The sequence below is a fragment of the Streptomyces flavofungini genome (genome assembly GCF_014650815.1).
GTDB lineage: Bacteria > Actinomycetota > Actinomycetes > Streptomycetales > Streptomycetaceae > Streptomyces > Streptomyces flavofungini.
The window spans coordinates 757,855-773,007 of record NZ_BMVR01000001.1 but is presented as its reverse complement, the minus strand read 5'-3'; the positions used below and the strand labels follow the sequence as shown (position 1 = coordinate 773,007).

Sequence of the window (15,153 nt, the reverse complement as noted above, 5' to 3'; positions counted from 1 at the left end):
GGGGAGGAACCGTGCACGGAAGGGGGCGGTGCGGCGGGAGCCGCCCGACGCGGCGCGCGGGTCTGATAGATGTGGAGCCTTACAAGACCCCCGAGCAGATACGGGACGACGGACATGAGCGCCCCAACCCCGGCCCCCGGCGACGACAGGCCCCGCGAAGGCTACTACCCCGATCCGTCCATTCCGGGATATGTCCGGTACTGGAACGGTGCGGCCTGGGTGCCCGGTACGAGCCGTCCCGCACCGTCCGACGGCGAACCCCTGCCCGCGCCGCCCCGTTCGGCCACCCCGCCCCCGGCGCCCGCGGCCGCCGAGGAGACCGGGCCGGTGTTCTTCGACGAGGAGCCGGGAGGGGTGACGCAGACCGGGCCCGACACGGACACGAACATCGGTCTTGGGGTCGGACCGGGCTTCGGGCCCGGCCATGACGTCGGCGGCACCGGGGCTGGCGCCGGGGCCGCTTCGGGTGCTGGTTCGGGTGCCGGGGTCGGCGCCGGGGACGGGCAGCACGGGGCCAAGCCCGAGCCCGCTTCGGCCTGGCAGGCGGACGCGGCCCGGCAGACGGGGCTCGGCGGCGAGCAGGACCAGCGGGTGTCGTGGGGATCGGCCGGGGCGACCGGTGCGCCCGGGCAGGCGGACCCCCGGGACCCGCGCGCGCGGGGCGAGGGGGCGGCGCCCGGCGCGGCGGCCCCGGCGGGGGCGGCCGCGGGGAGCGCGGCCGAGAGCGGTGCGCGGCGCGTACCGGCGCAACAGCAGTCCGGTGCGCGGCAGGAGCCGGGGCAGCGGGAGCAGGCTCCGGCGGCCGGTGGCCGACCTGACGAGGCCGACGCGGACGGGCCGGGCACGGTGACGATCCGGGCCGTCAAGCCCGGCGTACCGAAACCCGCCACCACCGAGGGAACGGTGACCTTCCGGCGGCCGACAGGACCGGTGAAGCCGGCGGGAGCCGGGACACCGGACGCGGACGGCGGGACCGAGGGGACGATGGCGATTCGGGCCTTGCGGCCCAAGTCGGGGCAGACCGGCACCACTTCCGGCACGGCTGCGGGCTCTTCTGGTTCTCCGGCTGCGGCTTCGGCGGCTTCTCCTTCCGCGTCTGCTGCTTCTGCGCCTGCCGCTGCGGCGCAGGCGCCGGTGGTGCCGCAGCAGGCCGTGCCCCCGCAGCAGGGGTTGCCGCCGCAGGCCCAGGTCCAGCAGCAGAGCGTGCCCCCGCAGGCCGGGGTCGCCTCCCCGCTGACGTCGGGCCCCGGTGGCGGCTCGGCCTCCTGGGCCCAGCAGGTGCACCAGCTCGCCCAGTCGCCCCAGCAGGGCCAGTCGGCGCCGGGCGGCGAAGGCCCCGTACTGCCGTGGAAGCCGGTGGCGGCGGACCCGTTCGCGGCCGTGGTGCAGGCGCAGTCGGAGGCGCGGCCCGCCGGGCTCGGCAAGCGGCTGGCCGCGCGGCTCGTCGACACGGTGGTGCTCGCCGCGGTGACCGCGGGGGCCGCGCTGCCGCTCGGCACGCGGGCCGCGGACCACATCGACAGCAAGATCGACGCGGCGAAGCTGTCGGGCGAGAAGGCCACGGTGTGGCTGCTCGACGGGACGACGGCCGGGTACCTCGGGATCGTGCTCGGGGTGCTGCTGCTCTTCGGGGTGCTGTACGAGGCGCTGCCCACGGCCAAGTGGGGGCGCACCCTCGGCAAGAAGGTGTGCGGCATCGAGGTGCGGGACATCGAGGAGCACGGGGCGCCGTCGTTCGGGGCGGCGCTGCGGCGCTGGCTGGTGTACAGCGTGCCGGGGGTCCTGCTCGTCGGGGTCGTCGGGGTGCTGTGGTGCCTCTTCGACCGGCCCTGGCGCCAGTGCTGGCACGACAAGGCGGCGGGGACGTTCGTGGCGGGCTAGGGCCTGTCCGGGCCGCGCCGGTGCGGCCGGGCCCGCGCGGGTGCGGCCTGTCTGTGGGCTGTCGCCGGGCCGGACGCGGGCCTAGTTTCGGTAGAGGTCCCCGCAGGGGGCCGTAACCCGGACAGCCGCTCGTCGCATGCGGCGCACTCCACTTCGAGGTGCACTCACCCCATGAGCACCGAACCGCCGCAATACCCCGGCCCCCCGGACCCCGACGACAACGACCCCTTCAAGAAGCAGCATCCGCCGTCCTCCGAGGGCTCCCCGCCCCCGGGCGCGGGCTCCCCCTACGACCCGCCCCCGCCGGGTGCGGGCGGCCCGACGCCACCCGGCGCGGGCGGCGACCCGTACGGCGCGGGCGGCGGCGCCCCCTTCGGCGGCGGCACCCCACCCCCGCCCTACGGCGGCGACCCCTACGGCGGCGCCGGTGCCGGCGGCCAGGACCCCCTCGCGGGCATGCCCCCGCTCGCCGACAGCGGCAAGCGCGTCCTCGCCCGCATCATCGACATGGTCCTCATCGGCGTGGTCGTCGTCCTGCTCACCCTGCTGTTCGGGACGAACGAGTACGACTTGGACCCGGACAAGGTGGACGCGGGGCGGTCGTTCGGGCAGTCGCTGCTCGCCGCGGTGCTGTACATGGCGTACGACAGCTATCTGATCTCGAAGACGGGGCAGACGCTCGGCAAGAAGTGGCTCGGGCTGCGGGTGGCGAACCTCAACGACGGGGCGAACCCGACGCTGCAGACGGCGCTCGTGCGCGCGGCGGTGCTGTGGATCCCGTTCGCGTTCTGCTGTGCCTGCATCTGGACGGCGATCTGCGGCGGCTGGAGCTTCTTCGACAAGCCGTACAAGCAAGGGCTGCACGACAAGGCGGCCAAGACCGTGGTGGTCAGCGTGGGCTGAGGCCCGGACCGGGCGGTACGGAGGCAGGCGTACGGCCCGGCGCTGCGGCGGCGCCGGGCGGTACCTGCGGCGGGTCCGTGGGCGTCACATGCGAGGGCATGCGACGCTCAGGGGCCCGCCGGTTCGCGTACGGGCACGGGGGCGTGCGGGGTGGTGGAGTCGGGGGCGATCACCGTGCGCTGGACCGGGATCCGCTCCTCCACGGGGGAGGAGGCGGGGACCGCGGCCGGGACCGGGACCGCGGTGGCGGCCGCCGGCGTCCCCAGCGGCTCCGGGGTCGGTTTGGGCAGGGGCACCGTCAGCGCCACGAGCAGGCCGAGGCCGAGCGCGGCGAGGGCGATGACCGCTATACCGGGCGCGGAACTCGCCTGGGAGAGCAGCAGCATGGCGAGCGCCGAACAGATGACGGTCGCGGAACCGTAGGTGAGCTGTGCGACGGTCGGACGAGGCATGGGGCGAGGCATGGCGTGATCCGTCCTCGGGACAGCAGATGCGGGGGAGATCCAAGACGATGTGGACGTATACGAATCAAAGGGTGCTCAAAGGTGGCGACTTGGAAGCTTCGCCGAGTACCCGTGCGCACCGTCGAAATGACTCTATTCGCCTGCATGCCCGACGGGAACGTGCGGTAAGCGTGACCTAACCCACGGTGCCGGTGCACAGGGGGCGCATGGATTCATGCGTCCCGCCAATTGGACGGCGGGGCGCGCCTGTTGAGGAGACGGGGGATGACGCGCGTGCGCCGCCGCACCCGCGCGTGATCATGTTCGGATAGCGGTCGGTCGAGTCTGCATAGAGCACTTGGCCTGTTCAAGTCAAGGTCTGTCTTTTCTTCCCTCTCTCCGGTCGAATGTCGTCACTTGTGACGCGCATATCGCGCGCGGACCTCCTCGACCGGGAATTTCGGTCCGTGATGCGGGCGCGGGGGAGGACAGCATCAAGTGACCATCAAGAGACGGACGTTCAGAGCAACCGCGGCAGCGGTCGCTCTCGCGGCGGCGACCGCGACGTTCTCCGCGTATTCAGTGGCGGCGGCCGAAGACGGCGGGAGCGGCGACAAGGCGTCCGCGACCGGCAAGGCAGCCGCCATCGACCGCCGGGACCCGGCGGACGCGAAGGCCCACGCCGACCACGACCTCGAGGGGCCGTTCAGCAAGCAGCAGGCCCAGCAGCGCAAGGCCGCCCTGGAACAGGTCGTCGCGGGCGACGCCAAGGTGCGCAAGCGCGGCGGGTCGAACGTGGTCAAGCTCGACGACAAGAAATACGTCGAGCTGGGCCGGGAGAAGACCGACAAGATCTTCACGATTCTCGTGGAGTTCGGGGACAAGGTGGACGACACCACCATGTACGACCCCGACGGTCCTGACGGCCCCGAGCAGCCGATCAAGAAATACGGCGGCAAGCCCGGCCCCGCGCACAACAAAATAGCCAAGCCGGACCGTGCGAAGGACAACAGCACGGCCTGGCAGGCGGACTACAACCAGAAGCACTTCAAGGACCTGTACTTCGGTGCGGGCAAGGACAGCAAGGGCAAGCCCAAGCACTCCCTGAAGACCTACTACGAGAAGACGTCGTCGGGCCGGTACTCGGTCGACGGCGAGGTCTCCGACTGGGTCAAGGTCGACTACAACGAGGCCCGCTACGGCTCCAACTGGTGCGGCGAGTCCAACTGCGCCAACGTCTGGGACGCGGTCCGCGACGGCACCACGGCCTGGGTCAAGGACCAGAAGGCCAAGGGCCGCACGGACGCCCAGATCAAGGCGGACCTCGCCAAGTACGACCTGTGGGACCGCTACGACTTCGACGGCGACGGCAACTTCAACGAGCCCGACGGGTACATCGACCACTTCCAGATCGTGCACGCGGGCGAGGACGAGTCCGCGGGCGGCGGCGCCGAGGGCAAGGACGCCCTGTGGGCGCACCGCTGGTACGCGTACGGCAACGACGCGGGCAAGACCGGCCCCGCCGACAACAAGTCGGGCGGCACGCAGATCGGTGACTCCGGCATCTGGGTCGGCGACTACACGATGCAGCCCGAGAACGGCGGCCTCGGCGTCTTCGCCCACGAGTACGGCCACGACCTGGGCCTGCCCGACCTGTACGACACCACCGGCAAGGCCGAGAACTCCGTGGGCTTCTGGTCGTTGATGTCCGCCGGTTCCTGGCTCGGCACCGGCAAGGGCTCCATCGGTGACCTGCCCGGCGACATGACCGCCTGGGACAAGTTCCAGCTCGGCTGGCTCAACTACGACCGGGCGAAGGCCGCGACGACCTCCGAGCACAAGCTCGGCGTGTCCGAGTACAACACCCGGCACCGCCAGGCGCTCCTCGTCGACCTGCCCAAGAAGCCGGTCACCACGACGGTCGTGAAGCCCGCCGAGGGCACCAAGCAGTGGTGGAGCGGTCAGGACGACGACCTGAAGAACACGCTCACCCGCAGCGTCGACCTCACCGGCAAGGCCAAGGCCGAGCTGTCCCTGCAGGGTTGGTGGGACATCGAGTCCAGCTACGACTACCTCTACACCGAGGTGTCCACCGACAACGGCGCCAACTGGACGCCCGTCGACGGCACGGCCGACGGCAAGCAGATCACCCGCGACGCCGGCGACAAGCCCGCGTTGACCGGCTCCTCGAAGAAGTACCAGAAGCTGGTCTTCCCGCTGGACGCCTACGCGGGCAAGAAGATCGACGTCCGCTTCCGCTACGCCACCGACGGCGGCACCGCGCTCAAGGGCTTCACCGCCGACGCGATCACCCTGACCGCGGACGGCGCCAAGCTCTTCGAGGACGGCGCCGAGGCCGACGACAACGGCTGGAAGACGAAGGGCTTCTCGCGCATCGGCGAGTCCTTCACCAAGCAGTACGAGCAGTACTACCTCGCGGAGAACCGGCAGTACGTGTCGTACGACAAGACCCTCAAGGTCGGCCCGTACAACTTCGGCTTCGCCAACTCCCGTCCCGACTGGGTCGAGCACTACCCCTACCAGACCGGCCTGATGATCTGGCAGTGGGACACCTCCCAGAAGGACAACAACGTCAGCCAGCACCCCGGCAAGGGTCTGATCCTCCCGATCGACGCCCACGCCAAGCCGCTGAAGTGGAAGGACGGCTCGCTCCTGCGCAACAAGATCCAGCCGTTCGACGCGCCGTTCTCGAAGTACGCGACCGACGCGCTCACGCTCCACAACGCCGACGTCGCGCTCAAGATCAAGTCTCAGAAGGGCGTCTCGGTCTTCGACGACCGCAAGGGCACCTACTGGTACGCGGAGAACCCCACCGGAAGTGTCAAGGTCACTGACACCAACACCCGGATAAAGATCCTCAAGCAGCCCAAGGACGGCTCGACGATCACGCTCCAGGTGGGCAAGTCCGCCAAGTAAATCTCATTGACGCAGGTCAAGCGCCTGTTTCTGGCCGATCGGCCGTCGCCCTCTAGCGGGCGGCGGCCGATCGTGTTTGAGTGCGTGCTGTGGTTCTCTTATTGACACGACGTCTCACGGGGGTGTGACAGACCATGGCCGCAGGAGGCTTCTGCAAGCTGCCCAACGGCAGTGTGGTGGTGGCGCTGACCCTGCCGAGTCCCGGGGCCGGGGGCGGCAGTGTGCGGGTGCTCGTACGGGCGGCGAACCGGGCCCGTGCCCTGACCCGCCTCCGCAACCTCGGCCTGCGCGCCGTCTACCTCCGCGGCAACGCGGAGCCTCCCACTCCGGACGAGGTGACCGCCGTCCTGCACCATCCCGACGGCCTCATATGGCGCACGGCGCCGGACGCGGCGGCGGAGCTGTGGCACCCGATCCGGGCGCTGCTCAGGCGGAGCGCGGCCGCGTAGCTGATCTCAGCCCGTCGTGGGGGTCCCCCCTGCTCCTTAAGAGCTTGGGGGAGTTTGAGGACGAGGCGCGGAGCGCCGACAGCGGGGGTCCAGGGGGCGGTAGCCCCCGGTTTCGGAGAAGGGGCGTGCCCGGGGCGCCCCCGCCAGGGCTACACCACCGGCTTGCCGGTCAGTTCCGCGCCCGCCGCGCGGAGCTCGTCCAGGGCCCGGTGGGTGGTCTCCTCGGCGACACCGGCGGTGAGGTCGAGGAGGACGTGGGTGCGAAAACCCTCGCGTACGGCGTCGAGCGCGGTGGCCCGCACGCAGTGGTCGGTGGCGATCCCGACGACGTCGACCTCCTGGATCTGCCGGGCCCGCAGCCACTCCGCGAGGGAGACCCCGTTCTCGTCGACCCCCTCGAACCCGCTGTAGGCGGCGGAGTGCGCCCCCTTGTCGAAGACGGCGTCGATCGCCCCGGACGCCACAGCGGGCGCGAAGTTCGGATGGAACCCCACCCCCTCCGTCCCGGCCACGCAGTGCGGCGGCCAGGACCGGACGAAGTCGGGCGCGGCGGAGAAGTGGTCGCCGGGGTCGACGTGGTGGTCCCGGGTGGCCACGACGTGGCGGTAGCAGGGGGAGGCCTGGCCGATGAGTTCGGTGATGGCGGCAGCCACATCCGCTCCGCCGGACACCGCGAGGCTGCCCCCTTCGCAGAAGTCGTTCTGTACATCGACGACGATCAGGGCGCGACGCATGGCGGGTTTCCTTCAGCTAGCTGGATGAACCGAGCGTAGAGACTTCCACTCCGTTGCGGGAGAGGGCGGGCGGCGCACTCAGGCCAGGTACTCGGTGGGAATGACCGCCTCCCCGCGCGACAGCTGGGTGGCCGAGAGCGGCAGCCGCCCGCGTGCGGCGGCGTGCCGCTCGCGGACCGCGTCGAGGGGTTCGCGGGCGACGACGTCCCCGCCCTTGACCAGCTCGACGAGGAGCTGCCGGTCGGCGAGGTCGCCGGGCACGGCACCGGTGCCGACGACCTCGGCCTCGGCGATCCCGGCGTCGTCGACGCGCCGCGCGGCCCACTTGCGGCCGCCGAGGGACGACTTCCCGCCGAGGGACTTCTTGGCGACGGGTTCCAGGGGGGCCTTGGGGTCGGCGGAGCGGGCGCGGGCGACGAGCTTGTAGACCATGGAGCAGGTGGGGTGCCCGGAGCCGGTGACGAGCTGCGTGCCCACGCCGTACGCGTCGACGGGCGCCGCGGCGAGCGAGGCGATGGCGTACTCGTCCAGGTCGGAGGTGACCACGATCTTGGTGTTGGTGGCGCCCAGCTCGTCGAGCTGCTGACGTACCCGGTGGGCGACGAGCAGCAGGTCACCGGAGTCGATGCGGACGGCGCCGAGCTCGGGCCCGGCGATCTCGACGGCCATCCGGACGGCCTCGCCGACGTCGTAGGTGTCGACGAGCAGGGTGGTGCCCCGGCCGAGGGCGTCGACCTGGGCGCGGAAGGCGTCGCGCTCGCTGTCGTGGGCGAGGGTGAAGGAGTGCGCGGAGGTGCCGACGGTCGGGATGCCGTACCGGAACCCGGCCGCGAGGTCGGAGGTGGTGGTGAAGCCGCCGATGTACGCGGCCCGGGCGGCGGCGACGGCGGCCAGCTCGTGGGTGCGGCGGGCGCCCATCTCGATCAGCGGCCGGTCGCCCGCGGCGGAGGCCATGCGGGAGGCGGCGGCGGCGATGGCCGAGTCGTGGTTGAGGATGGAGAGGATCACCGTCTCCAGGAGCACGCACTCCGCGAAGGAGCCCTCGACCCGCAGGATCGGCGAGCCCGGGAAGTACGTCTCGCCCTCCGGGTAGCCCCAGATGTCCCCGCTGAAGCGGTACGAGGCCAGCCAGTCGAGCGTCGGCTCGTCGACGACGCCGCGCTCGCGCAGGAAGGCGAGGACGTCGGCGTCGAAGCGGAAGTTCTCGACGGCGTCCAGGACCCGCCCGGTCCCGGCCACGACGCCGTAGCGGCGGCCCTCGGGCAGTCTGCGGGTGAACACCTCGAAGACCGAGCGCCGGTCGGCGGTGCCCGACTTCAGCGCGCCCTGCAGCATCGTCAACTCGTAGTGATCTGTGAACAGCGCTGTGGACGGTACGTCCACCGGCAGCCCCAGGTCATGCTCCCCAGAGTTCATGACAAGAATGCTACCCCGCATCTCGTCACTCTGACGATTTCGGGGGTCCGTTTGTGCGGTGGGCCGCCCCGGGTGGCAGCATGGGGCAAGTGAGTAGCGCTGCTCCCGTAGAGATCACACGCCCGGACGCGGAAGAGGAGACCTTCGCGGTCCCCGAGCCGGACGTTCCGTGGATCACGCTCGTGCACAACGACCCGGTCAATCTGATGAGCTATGTGACCTATGTCTTCCAGACGTACTTCGGGTACTCGAAGGACAAGGCCACCAAGCTGATGATGGACGTGCACCACAAGGGCCGGGCCGTCGTCTCCAGCGGCTCCCGCGAGGAGATGGAACGGGACGTGCAGGCGATGCACGGATACGGGCTGTGGGCAACGCTCCAGCAGGACCGGAAGTAGCGACGCGACTGATGCCAGGACACTTCGAACCGATCCCGGGCGGCGGCGCGGCCGTCGCCCTCGACGAGGTCGAGATCTCGATCATCCGCTCGCTCGCCGTGCAGCTCCTGGAGCTGATCGGCCCGGGCGAGGAGCCGGCCGGCGAGGACGGCGACCTGTTCGCGGAGCTGTTCGCGGAGGGCCCGAGCGAGCCGCCCGCCGACCCGGTGCTCAAGCGGTTGCTCCCGGACGCGTACGGCGGTCCCGGCAGTGAGCCGAGCTCCCTGGAGAAGGCCGACGAGCTGCGGGCGTACTCCGCCGAGTTCCGGCGCTTCACCGAGAACGACCTGCGGGCCCGCAAGCGCGACGACGCGCTCGCCGTGATCCGCTCCCTGGACGCGCTCACCGTCGCGGGCGAGGGCGGCGCCGTCCTGGAACTGTCCGCGGAGGAGTCGCGGAGCTGGCTCGGCGCGCTCAACGACCTGCGGCTCGCGATCGGCGCCCGGCTCGACGTGGCCGACGAGGAGGACGCCGACCTCCTCTACCGGCTGCCCGATTCCGATCCGCGCAAGCCGATGGTGATGGCCTATTTGTGGCTGGGCGGGCTGCAGGAGACGCTCGTCGAGACGCTGATGCCGTGACGGTTCTCTGACCTTCGCGTGACGTTGATTTGAAGATCATGAGCGTTCGCTCAACGGACGCTCAAATCCGGATAACGATCCTGTCACCTTCACGCCCTCTTTATATCGGCAGGGCGTTTTTGTCCGCTTCTTCCTGTGTCGTATGCCACATATGACTCATTCGATCACTGTGACGGTCGTGATAAATCTTCACGACCGCTCGGTGACGCCACCCATGTCACCGGGGGCGCTCAGGCCGGCAGACCGCCGGTGGCACTCCATCACCATCCGGGGGGATCAGGACCTGGTCCGCGGCGAAACCGCAGTTCGCGGCGCGGATCAGCATGGAGAAAGGCGTCACCATGACCTCAGTGCAGGTCGAAGAACACCACGACGGCAATGAGGCCGCGGCGGCCACGGAGGGCTCGTCCGGCGACAACGAGGGTTATCAGCGCGGGCTGGGAGCCCGGCAGATCCAGATGATCGCGATCGGCGGTGCCATCGGCACCGGCCTGTTCCTCGGTGCGGGCAAGGCCATCCACAAGGCCGGGCCCAGCCTCATCCTCGCGTACGCCATCGCGGGCCTCGTGATCTTCTTCATCATGCGCGCGCTCGGCGAGCTCCTGATGTACCGGCCCGTGTCGGGCTCGTTCTCGGAGTACGCCCGTGAATTCGTCGGCCCGTTCTTCGGGTTCGTGACCGGCTGGACGTACTGGCTCTTCTGGGTCGTCACCGGCATCACCGAAGTCACCGCGGCCGCCCAGTACATGCAGTACTGGACACATGACTCCATTCCACAATGGGCGTACGCACTGATCTTCACGGTCATCCTGTACGGCGCCAACCTGATCTCCGTGAAGCTCTTCGGCGAGCTGGAGTTCTGGTTCTCGATGGTCAAGGTCACCGCGATCATCGGCATGATCCTGATCTGTGCCGGCATCCTCACCATCGGCTTCTCCGACGCCGGTGACACCGCGTCCGTCTCGCACCTGTGGGACAACGGCGGCTTCTTCCCCAACGGCATCGGCAACACGCTGATGACCCTGCAGATCGTGATGTTCGCCTTCCTCGCCGTCGAGCTGGTCGGCGTCACCGCGGGCGAGTCCAAGGACCCGAAGAAGACCCTGCCCAAGGCGATCAACACCGTGCCGTGGCGCATCGCCGTCTTCTACGTCGGCGCCCTGATCATGATCCTCTCGGTCGTGCCGTGGACGTCCTTCCAGCCGGGCGTCTCGCCGTTCGTCGCCGCCTTCGAGAAGATGGGCCTCGGCGTCGGCGCCGCGATCGTGAACTTCGTGGTCCTCACCGCCGCGCTCTCCTCCTGCAACTCGGGCATGTACTCCACCGGCCGCATGCTGCGCGACCTCGCGCTCAACGGCCAGGGCCCGAAGTTCTTCACCAAGCTCACCAAGAACGGCCTGCCGCTGGTCGGCACCACCGCCTCCGCCGCGCTGATGCTGGTCGGCGTGTGGATCAACTACCAGTGGCCGGGCGAGGCGTTCAACTACGTCGTCTCCTTCGCGACCATCTCCGGCATGTGGGCCTGGATCATGATCCTGGTCTCCCAGATCAACTACCGCCGCAAGGCCGACCGCGGCGAGGTGCCCCAGTCCACCTTCAAGGCGCCCGGCGCCCCGTACACGAGCTGGTTCGCCCTCGCCTTCATCGGCATGGTCATCGTGATGATGGGCATCGACAAGGACGCGCGGATCTCGCTCTACTGCGCGCCGATCTGGGCCGCCATCCTGTGCGTGTCCTACCTGGTCCTGAAGAGCCGCAACCCGGACGCCGCCGCCTTCAAGAAGCGCGTGCACGCCGGCCAGGCCGCCCCGGTCACCAAGGACTGACCCGGGCCGCACCGGGCCTCGTCCAGCATGCGGGCGGCTCCGTACCACACTTCGGTACGGGGCCGCCCTGCTGCTTATCCTGGCCGACATGCTGACCATCACCCAGGCCCTCCACGACCAGATCGTCGCGCACGCGCGCCAGGACCACCCCGACGAGGCGTGCGGCGTCGTCGCGGGCCCGGCGGGCAGCGACCGCCCCGAGCGGTTCGTCCCGATGCTGAACGCGGCCCGCTCGCCCACGTTCTACGAGTTCGACTCGGCCGACCTGCTCAAGCTCTACCGCGACCTGGACGACCGCGACGAGGAGCCCGTGGTCATCTACCACTCGCACACGGCCACGGAGGCCTACCCCTCGCGCACCGACATCACGTACGCCAACGAGCCCGGCGCCCACTACGTCCTCGTCTCCACCGCCGACACCGACGAAGCGGGTCCCTTCCAGTTCCGCTCGTTCCGGATCGTGGCGGGGACGGTCACCGAGGAAGAGGTCCAGGTCGTACAGGCATACTGATGCCGACCTTCGAGGCGGCAGGACCCAGGAAGCCGGTGGAAATCCGGCGCGGTCCCGCCACTGTGACCGGCCGCGGCGCGCGCCCGGGAGTCAGGAACTGACCTGCCGCCTCCTCCACTTCGCACAGGGGACGCGGAAATCCCCTGGAGGAGGCCCGCATCCCCATGCGTACCCGCGCCCTGCTCGCCGCGGCGGCGATCCTGCTGCCCCTGACGGCGTGCTCGTCGTCCTCGTCGTCCGACGACGAGAACTCCGGGACAGCTGATTCCCACGCCGCCGGATTCCCGTACACCGTCACCAACTGCGGTACGAAGACGACATACGAGGCACCCCCGAAGCGCGCGGTCACCATGAACCAGCACGTGACGGAAATCCTCCTCGAACTGGGCCTGAAGGACCGCATAGCCGGGACGGCCTACCTCGACGACAAGGTGCTCCCCGAGTACAAGAAGGCGTACGACTCCCGCCCGGTCCTCGCCAAGGAGTACCCCTCCTACGAGAAGCTGCTCGCCGCCAACCCCGACTTCGTCTACGGCGGTTACGCGAGCGCCTTCGCGGCGGGCGACGGCCGCTCCCGCGAGGCCCTGGCCAAGTCCGGCATCAAGAGCCGCCTCAACATCGAGGGCTGCGCCAAGAAGTCCGTCACGATGGACGACGTCTACCGCGAGGTGCGCGAGGCGGGCGCCACCTTCGGCGTCCGCGACCGGGCGCAGAAGTGGGTGCGCGACGCCAGGGCGCACCTGGCCGCCACCGCCGAGAAGTCGGCGAAGGGCGGCAAGGCACCCGCCGTCTTCGTCTACGACAGCGGCGACAAGACCGCGTTCACCGCGGGCGGCCGGGGCATCGGCAACGACATCATCGAGCGCGCGGGCGGCCGCAACATCATGGCCGACCTCGACAAGCCCTTCGGCGACGCCTCCTGGGAAACGGTGGTCGACCGCCGCCCCGACGTCATCGTGATCTACGACTACGGCGCGTCCACGGTCGCCCAGAAGAAGAAGCGCCTCCTGGACGACCCGGCCCTCAAGGACGTCCCCGCCATCAAGAACAAGCGCTTCGCGGTACTGCCGCTGTCGGACGTGGTGCTGGGGGTGCGGGCACCAGGGGCGGTGCGGAAGCTGGCGGAGCAGTTGCGGTGACCGACCAGCCCGTCCGGCGTTCGAGGACGAGGCCGAGGCCGCAGGCCGATCGGCGGGGGCCCGTGCCACCCGAGGGACGCACCGGCCTCCGCTTCGCAGCCGTCATGGCCACGCTCACCCTGGCCCTGGCGGCCGCCGCCATCGCCGCGCTGGCCTGGGGCTCCGTAAGGATTCCCGCGGCGGACGTGGTCCACATCCTGACGGGCAACGCGGACCCGTCCCCGTACCGCACGATCGTCCTGGACGTCCGCCTCCCCAGGGTCCTGCTGGGCGCAGCCGTGGGCGCGGGCCTGGCCGTGGTCGGCACGACCCTCCAGGCCCTGGTCCGCAACCCTCTGGCGGACCCCTTCCTGCTGGGCGTCTCCTCCGGCGCCTCGGCCGCCGCCGTAGCGGTGATCGTGCTGGGCATCGGCGCGGGCATGGCGACCACGGTCACGATCCCGGCGGCATCCTTCGCGGGGGCGTTCCTCGCGCTGCTCGTCGTGTACGCCCTCGCGCGCGAGCCCGGCGGCGGCTTCACCACCAGCCGCCTGATCCTCGCGGGCGTCGCCGTCTCCTACGTCCTGGCCGCCCTGACCAGCCTGATCCTGGTCGTCTCGGCCCGGGCCGACCACCTCAAGGAGGTCCTGTACTGGACCCTCGGCGGCCTGGGCAGCGCCCGCTGGGACATGCTCGCGGTGCCGTTGACGGTCCTGGCCGTCGGCACGGCCCTGCTGATCGCGCTGGCCCGCCCACTGGACCTGCTCCTGGTCGGCGAGGAGGGCGCGACCGTGCTCGGCCTGGACACGGCCCGGTTCCGCGCGGCCGTGTTCGTCCTCACCTCGCTGGTGACGGGCGTACTGGTCGCGCACAGCGGAGCCATCGGCTTCGTCGGCCTGATGGTGCCGCACGCGGCCCGGATGCTGGTGGGCGCGGCACACCGGGCGCTGCTTCCGGTGGCGGCGCTGATGGGCGCGGTGTTCCTGGTGGTGGCGGACCTCGCGGCCCGCACGGTGGCGGCGCCGCAGGACATCCCGGTGGGCGTGCTCACGGCGCTCACCGGCGGCCCGTTCTTCCTGTGGCTGCTGCGGCGGGGGCGGACGCGGGAGGAGGCGGCATGAGGCTGCGCACGGAGGACCTGACGTACGAGATCCGCTCGGGCCGCCGCCTGGTCGACGCCGTCTCACTCAGCGTCTCCGCGGGCGAGACGGTGGGACTGGTCGGCCCCAACGGCAGCGGCAAGACGACGCTCCTTCGCTGTGTGTACGGGGCGCTCACGCCCACCGGCGGCCGCGTCCTGCTCGACGGCGACGACTTGGCGGACGCCGGCGTCAAGGCCCGCGCGCGCCGGATCGCGACGGTCCCGCAGGACGGCCAGACGGGCTTCGAACTCACCGTCCGCCAGATCGTCGCCATGGGCCGCTCCCCGCACAAACGCTTCTGGGAGGGCGACACGGCCGCCGACGAGGAGCTGGTCCACGACGCCCTGGAGCGGGTGGGCGCGGCCGCCCTGGCCGGGCGGTCGTTCGCGCGGCTCTCCGGCGGCGAACGCCAACGCGTCCTGACCGCACGGGCATTGGTGCAGGAACCGGCCGTACTCGTCCTCGACGAGCCGACGAACCACCTCGACATCCGCTACCAGCTGGAGATCCTCGGCCTGGTCCGCGGCCTCGGCACGGCCAACCTGCTCGCCCTGCACGACCTGACGCTCGCCGCGTACTACTGCGACCGCCTGTACGTCCTCGACGGGGGCCGGGTCGTCGCGTCCGGGCCCCCGCGGGAGGTCCTCACCGGCGAGCTCCTGGCGGAGGTGTACGGGGTCGCGGCGGAGGTGGCGGTGCATCCGGCCACGGGGGCGCCGACGGTGACGTATCTGCCGGGGGCGGTGGGCTGAGGCGGGCCGTGAACGGCCGGAAC

14 protein-coding genes and 1 riboswitch are annotated in these 15,153 nt (G+C 70.6%); of the genes, 11 read left to right on the top strand and 3 right to left on the bottom strand.

From position 1 onward, the window contains the following. Window positions 1–114 precede the first annotated feature (114 nt). The gene (locus IE274_RS03270; protein WP_190113962.1) at window positions 115–1,881 is read left to right on the top strand and encodes an RDD family protein; all 1,767 of its coding nucleotides are present in this window, start codon (window positions 115–117) and stop codon (window positions 1,879–1,881) included. A gap of 171 nt (window positions 1,882–2,052) precedes the next feature. Beyond that, window positions 2,053–2,784 carry an RDD family protein gene (locus IE274_RS03265; protein WP_190113961.1) on the top strand — a complete coding sequence of 244 codons (732 nt, stop codon included), beginning with the start codon at window positions 2,053–2,055 and terminating at the stop codon, window positions 2,782–2,784. A 107-nt stretch (window positions 2,785–2,891) separates the two neighbouring features. On the opposite strand, the gene IE274_RS03260 is transcribed toward IE274_RS03265, so the two are convergent. After that, window positions 2,892–3,236 carry a hypothetical protein gene (locus tag IE274_RS03260; RefSeq protein WP_190113960.1) on the bottom strand — a complete coding sequence of 115 codons (345 nt, stop codon included), beginning with the start codon at window positions 3,234–3,236 and terminating at the stop codon, window positions 2,892–2,894. A gap of 489 nt (window positions 3,237–3,725) precedes the next feature. On the opposite strand from IE274_RS03260, the gene IE274_RS03255 reads away from it, so the two are divergent. Then, window positions 3,726–6,164, top strand: a complete 2,439-nt coding sequence (locus IE274_RS03255; protein WP_190113959.1) for an immune inhibitor A domain-containing protein — start codon at window positions 3,726–3,728, stop codon at window positions 6,162–6,164. A gap of 134 nt (window positions 6,165–6,298) precedes the next feature. Beyond that, on the top strand, window positions 6,299–6,613 hold the full coding sequence (locus tag IE274_RS03250) for a hypothetical protein (RefSeq protein ID WP_190113958.1): 315 nt from the start codon (window positions 6,299–6,301) through the stop codon (window positions 6,611–6,613). Between the two features lie 149 nt (window positions 6,614–6,762). Here the strand turns inward: IE274_RS03250 and IE274_RS03245 are convergent, their stop codons facing one another. Further along, entirely contained in the window at window positions 6,763–7,347 is a 585-nt protein-coding gene (locus IE274_RS03245) for a nicotinamidase (RefSeq protein WP_190113957.1), read from the bottom strand. Window positions 7,348–7,425: 78 nt separating this feature from the next. After that, the gene (locus tag IE274_RS03240) at window positions 7,426–8,763 is read right to left on the bottom strand and encodes a nicotinate phosphoribosyltransferase (protein ID WP_190113956.1); all 1,338 of its coding nucleotides are present in this window, start codon (window positions 8,761–8,763) and stop codon (window positions 7,426–7,428) included. An 80-nt stretch (window positions 8,764–8,843) separates the two neighbouring features. Here IE274_RS03240 and clpS point away from each other — a divergent pair, with 80 nt between their 5' ends. The 7 genes from clpS to IE274_RS03205 all read left to right on the top strand — a co-directional run bounded on the left by clpS (window position 8,844) and on the right by IE274_RS03205 (window position 15,130). Next, window positions 8,844–9,161 (top strand): ATP-dependent Clp protease adapter ClpS, encoded by a 318-nt coding sequence (clpS, locus tag IE274_RS03235; protein ID WP_030358347.1) that lies wholly within the window; start codon window positions 8,844–8,846, stop codon window positions 9,159–9,161. Window positions 9,162–9,172: 11 nt separating this feature from the next. Continuing rightward, window positions 9,173–9,781 (top strand): DUF2017 domain-containing protein, encoded by a 609-nt coding sequence (locus IE274_RS03230; protein ID WP_190113955.1) that lies wholly within the window; start codon window positions 9,173–9,175, stop codon window positions 9,779–9,781. Between the two features lie 341 nt (window positions 9,782–10,122). Next, window positions 10,123–11,607, top strand: coding sequence for an amino acid permease (locus IE274_RS03225; RefSeq protein ID WP_190113954.1), 1,485 nt, complete (start codon window positions 10,123–10,125; stop codon window positions 11,605–11,607). 88 nt (window positions 11,608–11,695) lie between these two features. Further along, a complete protein-coding gene (locus IE274_RS03220) occupies window positions 11,696–12,118 on the top strand; it encodes a M67 family metallopeptidase (protein WP_190113953.1) in 423 nt (140 codons plus the stop codon). Between the two features lie 2 nt (window positions 12,119–12,120). Beyond that, window positions 12,121–12,238: riboswitch (cobalamin riboswitch) on the top strand. A gap of 38 nt (window positions 12,239–12,276) precedes the next feature. Continuing rightward, window positions 12,277–13,257 carry an ABC transporter substrate-binding protein gene (locus IE274_RS03215; protein WP_190114129.1) on the top strand — a complete coding sequence of 327 codons (981 nt, stop codon included), beginning with the start codon at window positions 12,277–12,279 and terminating at the stop codon, window positions 13,255–13,257. Window positions 13,258–13,361: 104 nt separating this feature from the next. Then, window positions 13,362–14,357, top strand: a complete 996-nt coding sequence (locus tag IE274_RS03210) for a FecCD family ABC transporter permease (RefSeq protein WP_190113952.1) — start codon at window positions 13,362–13,364, stop codon at window positions 14,355–14,357. Next, the gene (locus IE274_RS03205; RefSeq protein ID WP_190113951.1) at window positions 14,354–15,130 is read left to right on the top strand and encodes an ABC transporter ATP-binding protein; all 777 of its coding nucleotides are present in this window, start codon (window positions 14,354–14,356) and stop codon (window positions 15,128–15,130) included. The genes IE274_RS03210 and IE274_RS03205 overlap by 4 nt, the downstream gene beginning before the upstream one ends. Window positions 15,131–15,153: the final 23 nt, after the last annotated feature.